At 68.6% G+C, this 19,782-nt stretch carries 17 protein-coding genes; 15 read left to right on the forward strand and 2 right to left on the reverse strand.

The features are described from left to right. Nucleotides 1–4: 4 nt before the first annotated feature. The 10 genes from ACS5PK_RS05525 (at nt 5) to ACS5PK_RS05570 (ending at nt 10,780) form a co-directional block, all read left to right on the forward strand. Nucleotides 5–1,312, forward strand: coding sequence for a branched-chain amino acid ABC transporter permease (locus tag ACS5PK_RS05525; protein ID WP_439439262.1), 1,308 nt, complete (start codon nt 5–7; stop codon nt 1,310–1,312). Then, complete coding sequence (locus tag ACS5PK_RS05530; protein WP_439439263.1) at nt 1,309–2,112, forward strand: ABC transporter ATP-binding protein; 804 nt, start codon at nt 1,309–1,311, stop codon at nt 2,110–2,112. Before ACS5PK_RS05525 ends, ACS5PK_RS05530 begins: the two co-directional genes overlap by 4 nt. After that, nucleotides 2,109–2,828, forward strand: coding sequence for an ABC transporter ATP-binding protein (locus ACS5PK_RS05535; RefSeq protein ID WP_439439264.1), 720 nt, complete (start codon nt 2,109–2,111; stop codon nt 2,826–2,828). The genes ACS5PK_RS05530 and ACS5PK_RS05535 overlap by 4 nt, the downstream gene beginning before the upstream one ends. Nucleotides 2,829–3,042: 214 nt before the next feature. Continuing rightward, nucleotides 3,043–3,387 (forward strand): hypothetical protein, encoded by a 345-nt coding sequence (locus tag ACS5PK_RS05540; RefSeq protein WP_439439265.1) that lies wholly within the window; start codon nt 3,043–3,045, stop codon nt 3,385–3,387. A 295-nt stretch (nt 3,388–3,682) separates the two neighbouring features. Next, nucleotides 3,683–5,791 carry a 3-hydroxyacyl-CoA dehydrogenase NAD-binding domain-containing protein gene (locus ACS5PK_RS05545; RefSeq protein ID WP_439439266.1) on the forward strand — a complete coding sequence of 703 codons (2,109 nt, stop codon included), beginning with the start codon at nt 3,683–3,685 and terminating at the stop codon, nt 5,789–5,791. A 154-nt stretch (nt 5,792–5,945) separates the two neighbouring features. Next, on the forward strand, nt 5,946–7,121 hold the full coding sequence (locus tag ACS5PK_RS05550; protein ID WP_439439267.1) for an acetyl-CoA C-acyltransferase: 1,176 nt from the start codon (nt 5,946–5,948) through the stop codon (nt 7,119–7,121). Nucleotides 7,122–7,174: 53 nt separating this feature from the next. Then, nucleotides 7,175–7,591, forward strand: coding sequence for a PaaI family thioesterase (locus ACS5PK_RS05555; RefSeq protein ID WP_439439268.1), 417 nt, complete (start codon nt 7,175–7,177; stop codon nt 7,589–7,591). Nucleotides 7,592–7,639: 48 nt separating this feature from the next. Then, nucleotides 7,640–9,466: an acyl-CoA dehydrogenase gene (locus ACS5PK_RS05560; RefSeq protein ID WP_439439590.1), complete on the forward strand. Its 1,827-nt coding sequence runs from the start codon at nt 7,640–7,642 to the stop codon at nt 9,464–9,466. Between the two features lie 34 nt (nt 9,467–9,500). Further along, complete coding sequence (locus tag ACS5PK_RS05565; protein WP_439439269.1) at nt 9,501–10,292, forward strand: SDR family oxidoreductase; 792 nt, start codon at nt 9,501–9,503, stop codon at nt 10,290–10,292. Nucleotides 10,293–10,318: 26 nt separating this feature from the next. Further along, nucleotides 10,319–10,780, forward strand: a complete 462-nt coding sequence (locus ACS5PK_RS05570; RefSeq protein ID WP_439439270.1) for a PaaI family thioesterase — start codon at nt 10,319–10,321, stop codon at nt 10,778–10,780. Between the two features lie 30 nt (nt 10,781–10,810). Here the strand turns inward: ACS5PK_RS05570 and ACS5PK_RS05575 are convergent, their stop codons facing one another. Continuing rightward, entirely contained in the window at nt 10,811–11,668 is an 858-nt protein-coding gene (locus ACS5PK_RS05575; RefSeq protein ID WP_439439271.1) for a substrate-binding periplasmic protein, read from the reverse strand. A gap of 153 nt (nt 11,669–11,821) precedes the next feature. Beyond that, nucleotides 11,822–13,387 (reverse strand): methyl-accepting chemotaxis protein, encoded by a 1,566-nt coding sequence (locus ACS5PK_RS05580; RefSeq protein WP_439439272.1) that lies wholly within the window; start codon nt 13,385–13,387, stop codon nt 11,822–11,824. 234 nt (nt 13,388–13,621) lie between these two features. Between ACS5PK_RS05580 and ACS5PK_RS05585 the strand changes: the two genes are divergently transcribed. The 5 genes from ACS5PK_RS05585 (at nt 13,622) to ACS5PK_RS05605 (ending at nt 19,765) form a co-directional block, all read left to right on the forward strand. Next, nucleotides 13,622–14,638, forward strand: coding sequence for an NADP-dependent oxidoreductase (locus ACS5PK_RS05585; protein WP_439439273.1), 1,017 nt, complete (start codon nt 13,622–13,624; stop codon nt 14,636–14,638). Continuing rightward, nucleotides 14,638–15,114, forward strand: a complete 477-nt coding sequence (locus tag ACS5PK_RS05590) for a GNAT family N-acetyltransferase (protein WP_439439274.1) — start codon at nt 14,638–14,640, stop codon at nt 15,112–15,114. The genes ACS5PK_RS05585 and ACS5PK_RS05590 overlap by 1 nt, the downstream gene beginning before the upstream one ends. A gap of 4 nt (nt 15,115–15,118) precedes the next feature. Further along, the gene (locus ACS5PK_RS05595) at nt 15,119–16,015 is read left to right on the forward strand and encodes an SDR family oxidoreductase (protein WP_439439275.1); all 897 of its coding nucleotides are present in this window, start codon (nt 15,119–15,121) and stop codon (nt 16,013–16,015) included. A 66-nt stretch (nt 16,016–16,081) separates the two neighbouring features. After that, complete coding sequence (locus ACS5PK_RS05600) at nt 16,082–17,362, forward strand: NAD(P)/FAD-dependent oxidoreductase (RefSeq protein WP_439439276.1); 1,281 nt, start codon at nt 16,082–16,084, stop codon at nt 17,360–17,362. Nucleotides 17,363–17,434: 72 nt separating this feature from the next. Beyond that, on the forward strand, nt 17,435–19,765 hold the full coding sequence (locus tag ACS5PK_RS05605; protein WP_439439277.1) for a Tex family protein: 2,331 nt from the start codon (nt 17,435–17,437) through the stop codon (nt 19,763–19,765). The last annotated feature ends 17 nt before the right edge of the window (nt 19,766–19,782 follow it).

Consider the following 19,782-nt stretch of genomic DNA (forward strand, 5'->3'; position numbering starts at 1 on the left):
GCTGATGAACCATGTGCGCGCCAGCGCGGCGCATTTCCACTTCAAGCCCTGGAACGTCGGCCGCTGGCTGGTGTGGGGCTTCTACGCCCTGGTGCTGGGCGTGGCGCCCCTGATGTGGACCAGCAGCCTGGCCCACACCATGCTGTCGCAGATGGGCATAGGCATCATCGCCTGCCTGGCCTACAACCTGCTGCTGGGGCAGGGCGGCATGCTCAGCTTCGGTCATGCGGTCTACAGCGGCCTGGGCGGCTTCCTGGCCATGCACACGCTCAACCAGGTCTCGGCAGGGCAGCTGGCCCTGCCGGTGAGCCTGGTGCCGCTGGCGGGCGGGCTGGCCGGGCTCTTCTTCGCGGCCCTGTTCGGCTATGTGTCGACCAAGAAGTCCGGCACGCCCTTCGCGATGATCACCCTGGGCCTGGGCGAGCTGATCTGGTCCATGTCGTTGATGCTGCCGGAGTTCTTCGGAGGCGAGGGTGGCGTGTCGGGCAACCGGGTGGTGGGCACGCCGGTGATAGGCATCAGCTTCGGGCCGCAGATCCAGGTCTATTACCTGATCGCGCTGTACTGCTTCCTCAGCACCGCCGCGCTCTTTGCGCTGACCCGCACGCCGCTGGGCCGCATGCTCAACGCCGTGCGCGACAACCCCGAGCGCGTCGAGTTCATCGGCTACGACACCCGCTGGGTGCGCTTCCTGGCCTTCCTGATCTCGGGCTTCTTCGCGGGCATCGCGGGCGGCCTGGGGGCGCTGAACTTCGAGATCGTCACTGCGGAGGTGGTCGGCGCGGCGCGCTCGGGCGCCTACCTGCTCTTCACCTTCCTGGGCGGTGCCACCTTCTTCTTCGGGCCCATCATCGGCGCGGTGCTGATGGTGCTGGCCGGCGTGCTGCTGTCCGAGCTCACGCAGGCCTGGCTGCTGTACCTGGGCCTGGTCTTCCTCTTCATGGTGATGTATGCGCCGGGCGGCATCGCCGCGCTGATCATGATGAACCTGCGCGTGGCGGCCTTCGGCAAGCTCGCGCGCCTGTGGACGGCCTACCTGGCGCTGGCCGGCACGGGGCTGACTGTGCTGCTGGGGGCCAGCTGCATCGTGGAGATGCTCTACCACCTGCAGCTCAATGCCGCGATGGGGCCGGAGCTGGGCTTCATGGGCGCGCGCATCCGTAGCAACTCGGTCGATGCCTGGTTCGGCGCGGTGCTGGCCATGGTCGTCGGGCTGGGCCTCTTCGAGCTGTCCCGGCGGCGCTTCAAGGCCGAGTGGGACCAGACCCAGGAAGAGATCGAGCAGGACATCAAGCGCAGGGAGAGTCTGTGAGCCAAGCCGCCAATGTCCCAGGCACGCCCTATGCGCTGGAACTGCTGGACCTGCGCAAGCGATTCGGCCGCAGCGAGATCATCCGCGGCGCGCAGCTGCAGGTGAAGGCGGGCGAGCGCGTCGCGCTGATCGGCCCCAATGGCGCCGGCAAGTCCACGCTCTTCAACCTGATCAGCGGCCGCTTCGCGCCCACGAGCGGCGAGGTGCGCCTGCATGGCCGGCGCATCGACGGCCTGCCGCCCTACAAGATCAACCGCCAGGGCCTGGCACGCAGCTTCCAGGTCTCCAACCTCTTCTCGCGGCTCTCGGTGTTCGAGAACATCCGCTGCGCCCTGCTGTGGTCCATGGGCTACCGCTACAGCTTCTGGCATTTCCTGGCCGGGCTGGACAGGCTCAACGACCGGGTGGAGGAGCTGCTGGAGCAGATCCAGCTGGACAAGCGCCGAGACGTCCTGGCCATGAACCTCACCTATGCCGAGGCCCGCGCGCTGGAGATCGGCATGACCATCGCCAGCGGCGCCTCGGTGATCCTGCTGGACGAGCCCACCGCGGGCATGAGCAAGAGCGAGACGCAGCGCTTCATCCAGCTGATTCGTCAGGTCACCGAGGGGCGCACCCTGCTGACGGTGGAGCACGACATGGGCGTGGTCTTCGGCCTGGCGGACCGCATCGCGGTGCTGGTCTACGGCGAGGTCATCGCCTTCGACACGCCCGAGGCCGTGCGCGCGGATGCGCGCGTGCAGCAGGCCTACCTGGGATCGGTGCTGGCCGAGCAGGCTGCGGCGGGAGTGACGGCATGAACGATATCAAGACGGGACGCCGCCTGGTGCTCGACAAGGTCCATGCCTTCTACGGCAAGAGCCATGTGCTGCACGGGGTGGACATGGTGGTGCAGCCCGGCGAGATCGTGGCCCTGCTGGGCCGCAACGGCTCGGGCCGCTCGACGACGGCCAAGACCATCATGGGCCTGGTGGACGGAACGGGCTCGGTGCGCTTCGGCGAGCAGGAGCTGCTGGGCCGCAAGGCCTTCGAGATTGCCCACGCCGGCATCGGCTATGTGCCCGAGAATCGCGACATCTTTCCCCACCTCACCGTGCACCAGAACCTGCTGCTGGGTCAGAAGCGCGGACTGAAGCAGCCGCGATGGACCTTCGAGGACATGTACCGCATGTTCCCCCGCCTGCTGGAGCGCCAGCACACCGAGGCCGGCGTGCTCTCGGGTGGCGAGCAGCAGATGCTGACCCTGTGCCGCACGCTGATGGGCGACCCGGACCTCATCCTCATCGACGAGCCCACCGAGGGTCTGGCGCCCATGATCGTGGAGCTGGTCGCCGAGTACCTGAAGGAGCTCAAGCGGCGCGGCATCGCGGTGCTGCTGATCGAGCAGAAGCTGGCCATCGCGCTGGACATCGCCGAGCGCTGCTACGTGATGGGCCACGGCCGCATGGTCTTCGAGGGCAGCCCGGCCGAGCTGCGGGCCAATGCCTACATCCGCAAGGAGTGGCTGGAGGTCTAGCCCGCCGCGCGACTGCGGCTTTCGCACCACAGCCCTTGCGTGAAGGAATCGCTGACTCCCCCGGGGGCAGGGGGCCAGGTCTTGCTTGCCCCTACCTTGAGGATGGTCGGGCTCCCCTGGCAGAGTTACATTCTTTCCAGCCCGGTGGGGTGGCGCTCACCGCTTGCCTCCGTTCACCATCGGCGCAGGGGGAATGATGGGGAATCAAGCAACGATGTCGATGTTGTTGGCCGCACTGGGCGGCCTGTTGCTCGGGGTGCTGGGCACCTGGCTGTGGGCCTGGCAGCACCAGAAGGCGCAGGAGCGCCGCATGTCCCAGCTGGACGCCGCGCGCCACCAACTGACCCAACAGAACACGGCCGCCCGCCGCCAGATCGAGCAGCTCCAGAAGGAACTGTCGGACCTGCGTCTGGCCGACGAGCGGGCCCACCACCGGGTCGTTCACCACGAGCCCTTGCCACACAGCGGGGACAGCGTCACGCCCGAGCTGCTGCCCGAGGACGAACCCGAGCGTCCCAATGACGGCTTCGCGCCGACCCAGCTCCTGAATCGCGGCTGAGCAGCGCTTGGCGCGGCCCGTGGCTGAGGGCTGCCTCGGGGCTGCGCTGCGACCTTGATGCCGGCCTGACGCCATCGCATCATGGCAGCCTAGGCCCCATGGTCCCCTTCTAGCCCTGCCTGCACCGCCAGGCAGCCGTGCGCTTCGCACTCAGGGTTGTCCCGGTTTGTCGCCGCTGGGACAGGAAGGCGCCACCGGCGCTGCCTAGAATCGAACGATCGTTCTATTTCTGCGGTGCACGACACGCTTCAAGGTTGCCGCAGCCCTCCCACTGCCCAAGGAAGGAATCCCTCCCATGAGTGCCAGCTACGAGCTTCACGGCGCCGTTGCCGTGATCACCCTGAACAACCCGCCGGTCAACGGCCTGGGTTACGCCACCCGCAAGGCGGTGGCCGAAGGGATTGACCAGGCCGAGGCCAATGCCGCGGTCAAGGCCGTCATCATCACCGGCGCCGGCAAGGCCTTTTCGGGTGGCGCGGACATCCGTGAGTTCGGCAGCCCCAAGGCCCTGGCCGAGCCCAATCTCCACTCCCTGATCGCCAAGGTCGAGGCCTGCAGCAAGCCTGTCATCGCCGCCATCCACACCGTCTGCATGGGCGGTGGGCTGGAGCTGTCCCTGGGTTGCCATTACCGCGTGGCGGCGCCGGGCGCCAAGATCGCGCTGCCTGAGGTCAAGATCGGCCTGCTGCCTGGCGCGGGCGGCACGCAGCGCCTGCCGCGTGCGCTGGGCGTGGAGCCGGCGCTGAACATGATCGTCAGCGGCGAGGCTGTGGAGAGCCAGCTTCTGGCCATGGTCCCGGGCCAGAAGCTCTTCGACAAGATTGCCAGCGGCGACCTGATGAGCGAGGCCCTGGACTTCGCCGAGACCATCATTGCCAAGCATGCCGACGGCAGCCCGCTGCCCCGCGTGCGCGACCTCAAGGCCCGCCATGCCGAGCCCGACGCCTACTTCCAGTTCGCCCGCAACATGGTGGCAGCCCAGGCCAAGCACTTCCCGGCGCCGCTGCGCTGCCTGGAAGCCGTGGCGGCCTCGGTCTACAAGCCTTTCGATGAAGGCATCAAGGCCGAGCGCGAGGGCTTTGTGGCCCTGATGATGACGCCGCAGAGCAAGGCCCTGCGCCACGCCTTCTTCGCCGAGCGCGCCACCAGCAAGATCCCCGACGTGCCCGAGGACACGCCCCGTCGCGAAATCAAGAAGGTGGCGGTGATCGGCGCTGGCACCATGGGTGGCGGCATCAGCATGAACTTCCTCAACGCCGGCATTCCGGTCGTGATCCTGGAGATGAAGCAGGACGCCCTGGACCGCGGCGTGGCCACCATCCGCAAGAACTACGAGGGCCAGCTCAAGAAGGGCAAGCTCAAGGAAGACAAGTACCAGCAGCGCATGGCCCTGCTGAGCACCACGCTGAGCTACGCGGACATCGGCGATGCTGACCTGGTCATCGAGGCCGTGTTCGAGGACCTGGGCGTCAAGCAGCAGGTCTTCGAGCAGCTCGATGCCGTGATGAAGCCTGGTGCCATCCTGGCCTCCAACACCTCGACGCTGGACCTCAACCGCATCGCCGCCTTCACGAAGCGCCCGCAGGACGTGATCGGCATGCACTTCTTCAGCCCGGCCAATGTGATGAAGCTGCTGGAGGTCGTGCGCGGCAAGGACACGGCCAAGGACGTGCTGGCCACCGTGATGGCCCTGGGCAAGACCATACGCAAGACCTGCGTGGTCTCGGGCGTGTGCGACGGCTTCATCGGCAACCGCATGATCGAGCAGTACAGCCGCCAGGCCGGCTTCCTGCTGGAGGAGGGTTGCACGCCGCAGCAGGTGGACAAGGCCGTCGAGAAGTTCGGCTTCGCCATGGGCCCCTTCCGCATGGGCGATCTCGCCGGCAACGACGTGGGCTGGTACATCCGCAAGCGTCGCTACCAGGAGAAGCCGCATCTGCGCTACTCGAAGACGGCCGATCTGCTCTGCGAGATGGGCCGCTTCGGCCAGAAGACGGGCGCCGGCTGGTACGACTACGCGCCGGGCAAGCGCGACGCCCTGCCGTCGGCTGTTGTGGTCGAGATGATCGAGCAGCACCGCGCCGCGCAGGGCATCACGCCGCGCAAGATCAGCGACGAGGAGATCGTGCAGCGCCTGGTCTTCTCCCTGGTCAATGAAGCCGCCCACATCCTGGAGGAGGGCATCGCCCTGCGCGCCTCGGACATCGACATGGTCTACCTCACCGGCTACGGTTTCCCGCTGTGGCGCGGCGGCCCCATGTGCTATGCCGACACCGTGGGCCTCTACAACGTGGTCGAGGCCATGAAGCGCTTCGCCCGCAACCCGCTGGATGACGCCAGCTTCTGGCAGCCGGCGCCGCTGATCCAGCGCCTTGTTGCCGAAGGCAAGGGGGTCACGGATTGATGGGGCCGAGCCCGGACTGGGAGGGGCCAGCGGACCCTCCCAGCCTGGCGAGGAGTCGGGCCCGCAGGCCCGGCGCAGCCGGATCCTCGGGCACCGCTGGGATTGGGTTGAGGTTTGCGGCGGGTTGTTCTCGCCTCATCGCGGAGAGTTTTTCATGAGCCAAGCACTGATTGTTTCCACCGCCCGCACCCCGCTCGCCAAGAGCTGGAAGGGCGCCTTCAACATGACCCACGGCGCCACCCTGGGCGGCCATGTGGTCCAGGCAGCCGTCGAGCGCGCCGGCATCGCGCCGGATGCCGTCGAGGACGTGCTGATGGGCTGCGCCTTCCCCGAGGGGGCGACGGGCAACAACATCGCCCGCCAGATCGCGCTGCGCGCCGGTCTGCCCATCAGCGTCGCAGGCATGACGGTCAACCGTTTCTGCTCCAGCGGCCTGCAGACCATCGCTCTGGCCGCCCAGCGCATCATGGCCGGCGAGGGCGATGTCTACGTGGCCGGCGGCGTGGAGAGCATCTCCTGCGTGCAGCAGGAAATGAACAAGCACATGATCGCGGAGAGCTGGCTGTCCAAGCACAAGCCCGAGATCTACTGGACCATGCTGCAGACCGCCGAGAACGTGGCCAAGCGCTACGGCATCTCGCGCGAGCGCCAGGACCACTACGGCGCCGCCAGCCAGCAGAAGGCCTGCGCCGCGCAGGCGGCCGGCCTCTTTGCCGAGGAGATCGCCCCCATCACCGTCACCGCCGGCGTGGTGGACAAGGTGCAGGGCCTGATGACGCGCGAGCTCAGCATCAGCGTGGACGAAGGCCTGCGCGAGGGCACGACCTACGAAGGCATCAAGGACCTGCGCAGCGCGCTGCCGGGCGGCGTGGTGAGCGCGGGCAATGCCAGCCAGTTCTCCGATGGCGCCGGGGCCTGCGTGCTGGTCAGCGAGCGCTACGCCCAGCAGCAGGGCCTCCAGCCCCTGGGCCGCTTCCTGGGCTTTGCCGTGGCCGGCTGCGAGCCCGATGAAATGGGCATCGGCCCCGTCTACGCCATTCCCAAGGTGCTCAAGCGCCTGGGCCTGGGCGTGGACGACATCGACCTGTGGGAGCTCAACGAGGCCTTTGCCGTGCAGGTGCTCTACTGCGCCGACACCCTGGGCATCCCCATGGAGCGGCTGAACGTCAATGGCGGCGCCATCGCCGTGGGCCACCCCTACGGCATGTCGGGCCAGCGCCTGACCGGCCACGCCCTGCTGGAAGGCCGCCGCCGCGGCGCCAAGCGGGTGTGCGTGACCATGTGCATCGGCGGGGGCATGGGCGCCGCGGGCGTCTTCGAAGTGCTCTGACCCCCATCCCCTGATGCCTCGGGCCTGCGCAGGCGGCCCGGACTGGAGCTGCCATGGAACTGGACCTCGCCACGCTGCAGGGCTTCATCGCCCGCTCTCCCTTCATGGTCGAGCTGGGCGTGCAGGCTGTGGCCGTGGAGGCGGGCCGGGTGCGCATGCGCCTGGCCATCCGCGAGGGCCTGCGCCAGCACACGGGCCTGGTGCATGCGGGCGTGCTGGCCTCCCTGGCCGATCACAGCATGGGCTCGGCCGCCCAGACCCTGGCGCCCGCCGGCCACTGGGTGCTGACGGCCGAGCTCAAGACCAGCCTGCTGCGAGGCGCCCGCGGCCAGCAGCTGGACTGCGAGGCCTGGGTGATCAAGGCCGGGCGCACGCTGAGCTTCACCGAGGCCGAGGTCCATGCCGTGGACGGCGAGACCCGCACCCTGGTCATGAAGGCGTCCGCCACCATGGCGATCACCACGGCCTGAAACCACCCTGAAGCCACCCTGGCGCCCACGGCGCAACGACTGCTGGAGATCGCCATGCGCGACACCCTCGACTTCCTGCTCTACGACTGGCTGAAGGCGCAGACCCTGAGCCAGCGCGCGCGCTTCTCGGACCACAGCCGCGAGACCTTTGACGCCGTGCTGGATACCTGCGAGCGCATCGCCCGCGAGAAGTTCGCCCCCGTCAACCGCCTGCTCGACACCCAGGAGCCCCACTTCGACGGCGAACGTGTGCACCTGCCCGAGGCCACGCGCGAGGCGCTGGACGCCTATGTCGACTCCGGCATGCTCAGCGCCGCCCAGGACTACGAGCACGGCGGCATGCAGCTGCCCTGCACCGTGGAGATGGCGGCCAATGCCTTCTTCAGCAAGGCCTGCATCGCCCTGGGCGCCTACGCGATGCTCACCAACGGCAATGCCAACCTGCTGATGGCCCATGGCACGCCGCGGCAGCGCGAGGTCTTTGCGAGCCGCGAGTTCGAGGGCCGCTGGTTCGGCACCATGTGCCTGTCGGAGCCGCAGGCCGGCTCCTCGCTGTCCGACGTGGCCACGCGGGCCGAGCCGGACGGTGAGGCCTTCGAGGCCGATCCCCTCGGCCCGCGCTACCGCCTGCGCGGCCACAAGATGTGGATCTCGGGCGGCGAGCATGAGCTGCGCGAGAACATCGTTCACCTGGTCCTGGCCAAGATCCCCGGCCCCGATGGCAGGCTGGTGCCCGGCGTGCGCGGCATCTCGCTGTTCATCGTGCCCAAGTGGCTGGTCGATGCCGAAGGCCGGCTCACCGGCGAGCGCAACGACGTGGTGCTGGCTGGCCTCAACCACAAGCTGGGCTACCGCGGCACCACCAACTGCCTGCTGAACTTCGGCGAGGGCCGCCACCAGCCGGGCGGGCAGGGTGGGGCCATCGGCTATCGCGTCGGGGCACCGGGCGAGGGCCTCAAGGCCATGTTCCACATGATGAACGAGGCCCGCATTGGCGTGGGCCTGGGCGCCACCATGCTGGGCTATGCCGGCTACGAGGCCAGCCTGGCCTACGCCCGGCAGCGGCCGCAGGGCCGGCCCATGACGGCAGCGGGCAAGGACGCCGCCTCGCCCCAGCGGCCCATCATCGAGCATGCCGACGTCAAGCGCATGCTGCTCGCGCAGAAGAGCTATGTGGAAGGGGCGCTGGCCCTGGAACTGTTCTGCGCCCGCCTGGTCGACGAGCAGCACACGGCCGATGCCGAAGGCGCAGGCCGCGCGCGCCTGCTGCTGGAGGTGCTGATCCCCATCGCCAAGAGCTGGCCCAGCGAGTGGTGCCTGGAGGCCAACTCCCTGGCCATCCAGGTGCTGGGCGGCTACGGCTACACGCGCGACTTCCCGGTGGAGCAGTACTGGCGCGACAACCGCCTCAACATGATCCACGAGGGCACGCACGGCATCCAGGCCCTGGACCTGCTGGGCCGCAAGGTGGTGATGGAAGGCGGTGCGGCGCTGATGGCGCTGGCCCGCCGCATGAACGAGACCATCGCGGCCGCCGGCCAGGTGCCAGGTCTTGCCGAGGCGGCGAACCAGCTCGCCCAGGCCCTGGCGCAGGTGGGCGCCGCCACCAAGGCCGCCTGGGCCACGGGTGAGCCCGAAGCCGCGCTGGCCAATGCCACGCCCTATCTGCAGGCCTTCGGCCACACGGTGCTGGCCTGGATCTGGCTGGACGTGGTGCTGGCGCTCGCACCGGACGACGCCAGCGACTTCGCCCAGGGCAAGCGTGCCGCACAGGCCTACTTCTTCGCCTACGAGCTGCCGCGCCTCCCGCCCTGGCTGGCCGTGGTGCAGCGCCGTGAGGCGCTGTGTCGCCAGGTGCAAGACGCCTGGTTCTGAACGTTCCCCGGTCAAGACTTCAAGGAGACTTCCCATGAGCACCAAGGTGCAGGACTTGTTCGACCTCAGCGGCCAGGTGGCCCTGGTCACCGGCGGCTCGCGCGGCCTGGGGCTTCAGATTGCCGAGAGCCTGGGCGAGGCTGGCGCGAAGATCATGCTCAGCTCGCGCAAGGCCCCGGACCTGGAGGAAGCCGTGGCGCACCTGCAGGCCCGCGGCATCGATGCCCGCTGGATTGCCGCCGACGCCGCCGACGAGACCCAGGCCCGCGGCATCGTGGACCAGACGATGGAGCGCCTCGGCCAGATCGACATCCTGGTCAACAACGCCGGTGCTACCTGGGGTGCGTCTGCCGAGGACCATCCCCTGGAGGCCTGGGACAAGGTGATGAACCTCAACATCCGCAGCCTCTTCGTGATGAGCCAGGCGGCGGCCAAGGCCTGCATGATCCCGCGCCGCCACGGCCGCATCATCAACGTGGCCTCCATCGCCGGCCTGGGCGGCAATCCGCCGATGATGAAGACCATCGCCTACAACACCAGCAAGGGCGCCGCCGTGAACTTCACCCGTGCGCTGGCCGGCGAATGGGGCCGCTACGGCATCACGGTAAATGCCCTGGCCCCGGGCTTCTTCCCCAGCAAGATGACGCAGGGCCTGCTCGCCACCGTGGGCGAGGACAAGATCGCCGAGGCCGCGCCCCTGCGCCGCCTGGGCGACGAGGATGACCTCAAGGGCGCGGCCCTGCTGTTCGCCTCCCGCGCCGGCAAGCACATCACCGGGCAGGTGCTGGCCGTGGACGGCGGCGTGTCAGCCATCCACGGCGTCTGAGGCCGCGCCGCCGCTAGACTGCGCGCATGAAACGCACGCCGCCCCTGTCCTTTCCCGTTCGCATCCCCTTTGTCGAGCAGCTGGGTTTCGAGCTGCACAGCCTGGGTGAGGGCCGCGCGGAGCTGCGGGTGGACATCCGCGAGGGGCATCTCAATTCCTGGGAGGTGGCCCACGGCGGCGTGCTGATGAGCCTGCTGGACGTGGCCATGGCGCATGCCGCGCGCAGCATCCACATGCACCAGGAAGGCATGGGCCCGGGCGTGGTCACCATCGAGATGAAGACCAGCTTTATGCGCCCTGCCGAGGGCGAGCTGCGTGCCCAGGGCGAACTGCTGCATCACACGGCCACCATGGCCTTTTGCGAGGGGCGGGTGCTCGGCGAGGATGGCCGGCTCTGCGCCCACGCCACCGCCACCTTCAAGTACCTGCGTGCCCTGCCGGGGAAGGGGCGCCAGCTCAAGTCCCTGCAGCGCCGCGAAGCGGACTGAGCCCGGCTGCGGTACCGCGGCAAGCGGCCTTCAGCGCTCGAGCGAAGGCGGTGTCAACTCGGGCCAGGGCGATTTCAGTTCCAGCACCTGTCGACGCTCGATGGCCGCACGGGCCCAGTCCCGCCCCTGGTGCTGGTCCAGCAGCCGCCGGAAGCTGCCGTCCTGCTGCGCGAGCTGCAGGCCTCGTTGCAGGCGCTGTAGCAGGGGCCGGCGGTCCTTGCGTACCATGAAGTAGACCGGCAGGGCATAGAGCAGGGCCAGGTGGGGCTCGACCATGAGATCGCTGTCCCCGCCAAAGCTGGCCAGCTCGGCATAGGCCTCGGACACGCCGCGCTGCAGATAGTCGAAGCGCCGGGCGCGCAGCATGCCGAGCAAGGCCTCGGTGCCTGGTCCAGCGACGACGGGCAGGCCGTTGGCCTCGAACACGGCCAGGTCGGCCCACTGGCGGCCGAATCCGCCGGTGAGGCTGCGCAGCTGGTCCAGGCGGTGGACACGGGCGAAGCGCGGTGCGTCCTCCTTGCGGATCAGTAGCAGCCGGTAGCCCAGGCGCCCGGCATGCAGGTCGATGGGCAGCACTGCAAACTCTGCCATCCGTGCCGGGTTGGGCGGCAGGTAGACCAGGTCCACCTCGCCGCTGCGCAGCAGTTCCAGGCAGCGGTCCTGCGAGGGGTCCGCCCCGAGGCCATGGCGGCTCAGGGTGGAGGACTCGCCGCGCTGCGCCGTCTTCTCCAGCAGGAGACGTGTCAGGGCGAGACGGTAGTCATAGCGTGGCGAATCGGTCTGGCACAGGCGCAACTCAAGCGCCTGGGCCTGCGCAAGGGCCAGGCCCAGCAGCAAGACCAGCCCATGACGCAGGAGCCGGCACCGAGTCAGGGCAGGAATCAACACGGCCGGCAGTCTATGTCATGGCCGCGGGGCCTGTCGGTTTGGCAACCGATTTCAGCCGCCACGCCGGCCCGCTTCTCCGTGATGGATGTCGCAGGGACGGCAGTGCCGAATGCAGGGGCAGCGGCAGCGCCCATCTCCAGGCTTGGCATCGCGCTAGCGCGCCGCGGCGCCGCTTTGCAGTCGGAAGAAAGCCACCACCTCGAGCAACTGCGCGGACTGGTTCCTGAGGCTTTCGGCCGCCGCGGCGCTTTCCTCGACGAGGGCGGCGTTCTGCTGCGTGACCCTGTCCATCTGGGTCACCGCTTCGCCGACCTGGCCGATGCCACTGCTCTGCTCGCGGCTGGCCGCGCTGATCTCGCCCACGATGTCCGTCACGCTGCGAATGGCACTCACCACCTCGTCCATGGTGCTGCCGGCCCGGTCGACCAACTGTGTGCCCTGCTCGACGCGCTCGACACTGGCCCCGATCAGGGACTTGATCTCCTTGGCCGCCTCCGCGCTGCGCTGCGCAAGCGTGCGGACCTCGCCTGCCACCACGGCGAAGCCGCGGCCCTGATCGCCTGCGCGTGCGGCTTCCACCGCGGCATTCAGGGCCAGGATATTGGTCTGGAAGGCGATGCCATCGATCACGCCGATGATGTCTGCGATGCGGCGCGAGCTCTCGTTGATGCCCTTCATGGTCTCGACCACCTCGGTCACCACGCCGCCGCCGCGCTGAGCCACTTCGGAGGCATTGAGCGCGAGCTGATTGGCCTGCTGGGCGTTGTCGGCGTTGTTGCGCACGGTGGAGCCCAGCTCGTCCATGGTGGCGGCGGTCTGCTCCAGGGCACTGGCCTGCTCCTCGGTGCGCTGGCTGAGGTCGGAATTGCCGGTGGCGATCTGGGCGCTGCCGGTGGCCACGCTCTCAGCGTTGGCACGCACCGTCTGCACCACCTCCCTCAGCTTGCTGCGCATCTCCTCCAGCGCGGTGGCGAGCTGTGCCACTTCGTCACGGCCTTGGACATGCAGGCTCCGGCTCATGTCGCCCTCGCTCATGGCGCGGGCCGATGCCACCGCGCGCTGCAGCCCCTGGCTGACCTGGCGTGCGAGGTAGAGCGCCATGAAGGCGGCGGCGGCCAGGCTGGCCAGGATCAGGCCGATCACCAGATGACGGCTGCTCTCGTAGGTGCCCATGTCTTCTTCAGCCTCTCGTCTGGCATTGGCCTCCTTGCGCTGGGCCAAGACGGTCAGCTGTTGATCCAGCCGCTGGGCGAGGGGGGAATAGGTCTCGTACAGATGCGCTTGAGCGACTTCCTGGTCGGAGCCCTCGGCCAGCTTGCCCAGCATGCTGTTCAAGGCGAGCTCCCATTGGGCGAGCAGTGCCTGCGCTTTGGCCACCTCCGCCTTGCCTGCCTCGGTGTAGTAAAGCGGGAAGGCCTTCGCCAAGTTGGCATGCATCAACTGGAGATCCTCGGCAATGCTTTGCCGGGCGGCGGCCCGCTTCTCCGGCGTGGGCGCAAGCAGCACGTTGCGCAGGTCTCGGTCGACGTACAGCAGGTCGATGTTCGCCTGCTTGACGTTGGTGGCGGCAAGGAACTCACTGCTGTACATGGTCTGACCGTTCTCCGCCACATGCGCCAGACTTCGCAGGGCCGCGATGCCGATCAGCACGCCCAGCAGCGCCACCAGCAGCATGGCCACCAGCAGGCGGGTTCCGATCTTGAAGTTCGTCAGTTGCATAGGGGCTCCAGGGAGACGAAGAATGCGCATCGATTGCAAAATGACTCTCTGCGCCAGAGCGACTGCATTGAGTCCTTCTTTTGAAACTTATTGTTGCAATCGTTTACTTACTGGAAACATACGAACGATCGTTCGTTTTTGTCGCCCTCGAGACGGGCTTCACGGATGGGCCATGATTCAATCCCCGCACCGGTGCCGCGACCCTGAGCACCCCCAGACATTGAGGAGAGCCCCATGAGCATCAACCGCCAGATCCACCTGGTGTCCCGCCCCGCCGGAGAGCCGACGACGGACAACTTCCGCCTGGTCGAAGCCCCGATGCCCGCCGTGCAGGAGGGCCAGGTGCTGGTGCGCAACCACTATCTGAGCCTCGATCCCTACATGCGCGGCCGCATGAACGACGCCAAGAGCTATGCCGACCCGCAGCCCCTCGACCAGGTCATGATGGGCGGCACGGTGGGCGAGGTGGTCGAGTCCCGCAATCCGCAGTTCAAGGCCGGCGACAAGGTCGTGGGCATGGGCGGCTGGCAGGAATACCAACTGGTCGATGCCGGCCAGCGCGGCGTCCTGCAGAAGGTGGACACCACCCACATCCCCCTGTCGGCCTACCTGGGCGCCGTGGGCATGCCGGGCGTGACGGCCTGGTACGGCCTCACCCAGATCATCAAGCCCAAGGCTGGCGAGACCGTGGTGGTGAGCGCCGCCAGCGGTGCCGTGGGTGGCGCCGTGGGCCAGTTGGCCCGGGCGCGCGGCGCGCGCGCCGTGGGCATTGCCGGCGGCCCGGACAAGTGCCGCTACGTGGTCGAGGAGCTGGGCTTTGATGCTTGCATTGACTACAAGGAGCACCGCGACCTGAAATCGCTCAGCGCCGCGCTCAAGAAGGCCTGCCCGCAGGGCATAGATGGCCACTTCGAGAACGTCGGCGGCATGATCCTGGACGCCGTGATGTTGCGCGCCAACGCCTTCAGCCGCATTGCCATGTGCGGCATGATCTCGGGCTACAACGGCGAGCCCATCCCCATGATGGCGCCGCAGCTGATCCTGGTGAACCGCATGAAGATCGAGGGCTTCATCGTCTCCGAGCACATGCAACTGTGGCCCGAGGCGCTGAAGGAGCTGGGCATGATGGTGGCCACCGGCAAGCTCAAGTACCGCGAGTCCGTGGCCGAGGGCCTGGCCGCCGCGCCCGAGGCCTTCCTGGGGCTGCTCAAGGGGCGCAACTTCGGCAAGCAGCTGGTGAAGCTCGTCTGATGGGGCCGCTCTTCTGGTCCTGCCTGCCCCTGCAGGCCCTGGATGCCGAGGGCGTCTACGAGATGCTGGCCTTGCGCAACGAGGTCTTCGTCGTCGAGCAGCGCTGCCTCTACCTGGACACCGACGGCCGTGACCGCGACTGCCTGCACGTCATGGGCCGGGACGCCACCGGGCGCCTGCTGGCCTACGCCCGCCTGCTGCCGCCAGGTCTCAAGGGGCCGCAGCAGCAGCGCGCCGCCATCGGCCGTGTGCTCACATCGCCGGCCCTGCGCGGCCAGGGCCAGGGCCGGTCGCTGGTGCGCCAGGCCCTGCGCGAGTGCGAGCAGCGCTGGCCTGGCGTCGGCCAGGAGCTCAGCGCCCAGGCCCATCTGCAGGATTTCTACGCCAGCCTCGGCTTCCGGGCGGTCACGCCTGTCTACGACGAGGACGGCATCCCCCATATCGACATGTGCCGCGACGCGGCGCCCGTGGAGTGACTCGATGAAGCAGTACCAAGGCCGCACGGCCGTGATCACCGGCGCCGCCTCGGGCTTCGGCCTCGAGGTCGCCCGCCTGGCCGCGCAGCGCGGCATGAACCTCGTGCTCTGCGATGTGCAGGCCGACGCCCTGGCAGGGCTGGAGGCCGAGTTCGCCGGCCACCCCCTGCTGCTGCGTCAGGTGGACGTGGCCAAGGCTGATCAGATGCAGGACCTGGCCGATGCGGTGCAGGCACGCTTCGGAGCGCCTCACTTCGTCTTCAACAACGCCGGCGTGGGCTCGGGCGGCCTGATCTGGGAGAACAGCCTGTCCGACTGGGAATGGGTGCTGGGCGTCAACCTGATGGGCGTGGTCCATGGCGTGCGCCTGTTCACGCCCATGATGCTGGCCGCGGCCGAGGCGGATCCGTCCTACGAAGGGCATATCGTCAACACCGCCTCCATGGCCGGCATGCTCAATCCGCCGAACATGGGCGTCTACAACGTCAGCAAGCACGCCGTGGTGAGCCTCAGCGAGACGCTCTATCAAGACCTGACCCTCGTCAGCGATCAGGTGCGCTGCTCGGTGCTGTGCCCGTACTTCGTGCCCACCGGCATCTCGCAGAGCCACCGCAACCGCACGCCTGACCATCCCATGGACAAGCCCAGCCGTAGCCAGTTGGTCTCCCAGGCCATGACGGACAAGGCGGTCAGCGCCGGCAAGGTCACGGCGGCGGATGTGGCCGCCCTGGTCTTCCAGGCCATGGACGAGGACCGTTTCTACATCTTCAGCCACCCGCAGGTGCTGGGTGGGGTGCGGACGCGCCTGGAAGACGTGCTGCAGCAGCGCAAGCCGACCGATCCCTTCCAGGACAAGCCGGCCCTGCGCGAGCAGCTGGTGGCGGCGCTGCGCCAGGCTTGAGGCAGGGCGGGGCCGCGCAGTCGGCCACTTCTGGCACACTGCCGGCCCGCCTGCTGAAGTCCCGCCATGTCCACTCAAGCCCCCACACCCGCACAAGCCCTGGTCATCGGCGGAGGTCCCGCGGGCCTGATGGCAGCCGAGCGGCTGGCCTTGGCGGGCCTGCGTGTCGACCTCTACGACGCCATGCCCACCGTGGGCCGCAAGTTCCTGCTGGCAGGCAAGGGCGGCCTCAACCTGACGCATTCCGAGGGCCGCGAGGCCTTCGAGCAGCGCTTTGCCGAGCGTGCCGGGGCCGTGCGGCCCTGGCTGGACCGGCTCGACGGACCGGGGCTGCGTCTGTGGGCGGCCGGCCTGGGCATCGAGACCTTCGTCGGCAGCTCGGGCCGCGTCTTCCCGACCGACATGAAGGCCGCGCCTCTGCTGCGCGCCTGGCTGCAGCGCCTGCGCGCCGCGGGCGTGCGCTTCCACATGCGCCAGCGCTGGCTGGGCTGGGATGCCGACGGTGCGCTGCGCTTTGCCACGCCCGAGGGCGAACACACGGTGCCCGCGCCTGCCGCCCTGGTGCTGGCGCTGGGCGGTGCCTCCTGGCCGCAACTGGGCTCCACCGGACAGTGGCAGGGCCTGCTGGGCGAGGCCGGTGCCGAGGTCGCTCCGCTGCGCGCCGCCAACTGCGGCTTCGACCTGGGCCCGCGCCGCGTCGGCGTGGCCGAGCCGGGCTGGTCGGCCTTCTTCATCGAACGCTGGGCCGGTCAGCCGGTGAAGCCGGTGCGCCTGATCTTCGAGGGCCGCAGTGGCCGTCGCTTCGAGCGCCAGGGCGAGTTCGTGATCACGGCCAGCGGCATCGAGGGCTCGCTGGTCTATGCGGCCTCGGCCCTGCTGCGCGAGGAGATCGCCGAGTTCGGCGAGGCCCTGCTGCACCTGGACCTGCTGCCCAACCACGACGAGGCCCAAGTGCTGGCCGAGGTGCGGCGACCGCGCGGCCCGCGTTCCCTCTCCACGCATCTCAAGAGCCGTCTGGGCATCGAGGGGCTGAAGGCGGCGCTGCTGTACGAGGTGCTGGACAAGGGCGAAGTGCAGGATGCGCTGCTGCTGGCCCGCACCCTCAAGCGCCTGCCGCTGCACCTGGCTGCCGCGCGGCCCGTGGCCGAGGCCATCAGCACGGCCGGCGGCGTGCGGCTGGAGAGCCTGGACGAGCACCTGATGCTGCGCCAGCGGCCGGGCCTTTTCTGCGCCGGTGAGATGCTGGACTGGGAGGCCCCCACCGGCGGCTATCTGCTGACGGCCAGCATGGCCAGCGGCTGGGTGGCGGGCGAGGGCGCGGCGGCCTACCTGGCTCGCCGCGGCTGAAACGCCCCGAAACGAGCCCGTGCGGGCGCTGTGGCACACTCGCGCGCTTTCAGCATTTCCCTTCCAGACGTCTTGGACAAGATCCTGCTTCAGATTGCCGCCGAGCTGAATGTTCGCCCGGCCCAGGTCAACGCGGCCGTGGAACTGCTCGATGGCGGGGCCACCGTGCCCTTCATCGCCCGCTACCGCAAGGAAGTCACCGATGGGCTGGACGACAGCCAGCTGCGCGAGCTGGAGTCCCGCCTGGGCTATCTGCGCGAGCTGGAGGATCGCCGCGCCGCGGTGCTCAAGAGCATCGAGGAGCAGGGCAAGCTGACGCCCGAGCTGCGCGGTGCCATCGAGGCCGCGCCGACCAAGCAGGAGCTGGAAGACCTGTACCTCCCGTACAAGCCCAAGCGCCGCACCAAGGGCATGATCGCCCGCGAGGCGGGCCTGGAGCCCCTGGCGGACAAGCTCTTTGCTGACCCCTCGCTGGATCCGGCGGCCGAGGCGCAGGCCTTCATCAATGCCGAGGCCGGCTTTGCCGATGCCTATGCGGTGCTGGACGGCGTGCGGGACCTGCTCTCCGAGCGCTGGGCCGAGGACGCCGTGCTGATCGGCAAGCTGCGCGAGTGGCTGTGGGAGGAGGGCCTGTTCAAGTCCAAGCTCATGGAAGGCAAGGACGAGAACAACGCCGACGTGGCCAAGTTCCGCGACTACTTCGACTACGCCGAGCCCATCAAGACCGTGCCCTCGCACCGCGCACTGGCCGTCTTCCGTGGCCGCACGCAGGAGTTCCTGGACGCCAAGCTGGTGCTCGATGAAGAGATCCTGCCCGGCCAGCCCTCGCTGGCCGAGGGCCGCATCGCCCGCCACCTGGGCTGGAGCCATGGCAAGCGCCCAGCCGACGAGCTCATCCGCAAGACCGTGGCCTGGACCTGGAAGGTCAAGCTCTCGATGAGCCTGGAGCGCGATCTCTTCGCCCGCCTGCGGGAAGAGGCCGAGCGCGTGGCCATCAAGGTCTTCGCCGAGAACCTGCGCGACCTGCTGCTGGCCGCGCCGGCCGGCAAGCGCGTGGTGATGGGCCTGGATCCGGGCATCCGCACTGGCGTGAAGGTGGCCGTGGTGAGCGACACCGGCCGCGTGCTGGATACCTCCACCGTCTACCCCCATGAGCCGCGCAAGGATTGGGAAGGTTCCATCCACACCCTGGGCCGTCTGTGCGCGACGCATGGCGTGAACCTGATCGCCATCGGCAATGGCACCGCCTCGCGCGAGACCGACAAGCTCGCCGCCGATCTCATCAAGCGCATCCAGCAACTGGCCCCGGGCACTCACATCGAGAAGGTCGTGGTGAGCGAAGCCGGCGCCTCGGTCTACTCGGCCTCGGAGTTCGCCTCCAAGGAGCTGCCGGAGTTGGACGTGAGCCTGCGCGGCGCCGTGTCCATCGCCCGCCGCCTGCAGGATCCGCTGGCCGAACTGGTGAAGATCGACCCCAAGAGCATCGGCGTGGGCCAGTACCAGCATGACGTCAATCAGAGCGAGCTGGCGCGCACGCTGGATGCGGTGGTCGAGGACTGCGTGAACTCGGTGGGGGTGGACCTCAACACGGCCTCGGCCCCGCTGCTGTCGCGTGTGTCCGGTCTGTCGGCCACGGTGGCGGGTTCCATCGTGCGCTGGCGCGATGCCAACGGCGCCTTCCGTAACCGCCAGCAGCTGCTGGACGTCACCGGCCTGGGCCCCAAGACCTTCGAGCAGGCGGCAGGCTTTCTGCGCATCCGGGATGGCGACAACCCGCTGGACCTCTCTGGCGTGCACCCCGAAACCTACCCGGTGGTGCAGCGCATCCTGGGTCAGGTCGGCCGCCCCATCACGGAAGTCATGGGCAAGTCCGATGTGATCCGCAGCCTCAGGCCGGAGGCCTTTGCCGACGAGCGCTTCGGCGCCATCACCGTCAAGGACATCCTGGCCGAGCTGGAGAAACCCGGCCGCGACCCGCGCCCGGACTTCAAGGTGGCGCGCTTCAACGAGGGCGTCGAGGACATCAAGGACCTTGCCGAGGGCATGATTCTCGAGGGCACGGTCTCCAACGTGGCGCAGTTCGGCGCCTTCGTGGACCTGGGCGTGCACCAGGATGGACTGGTGCATGTGAGCCAGCTGTCCAACAAGTTCGTCAACGACGCCCGCGAGGTAGTCAAGACGGGCGACATCGTCAAGGTCAAGGTGCTGGAGGTCGACCTGGCCCGCAAGCGCATCTCCCTGACCATGAAGCTGGACGCCGCCGCGCCGCGCGGGGGCGCCAAGGCGGACAACAGCTTCCGCCCCGCCGCCCGCAATGAGCGGCCGGGCCGTTCCGCCGCGCCGGCCGCGCCGGCTGGCAATGCCATGGCCGCTGCTTTCGCCAAGCTGCAGGGCAAGCGCTGATTCCGGCATTTCGGCGC

It is taken from the genome of Roseateles sp. DB2 (assembly GCF_051857535.1).
In the GTDB taxonomy this organism is placed as follows: Bacteria; Pseudomonadota; Gammaproteobacteria; order Burkholderiales; family Burkholderiaceae_C; genus Roseateles_B.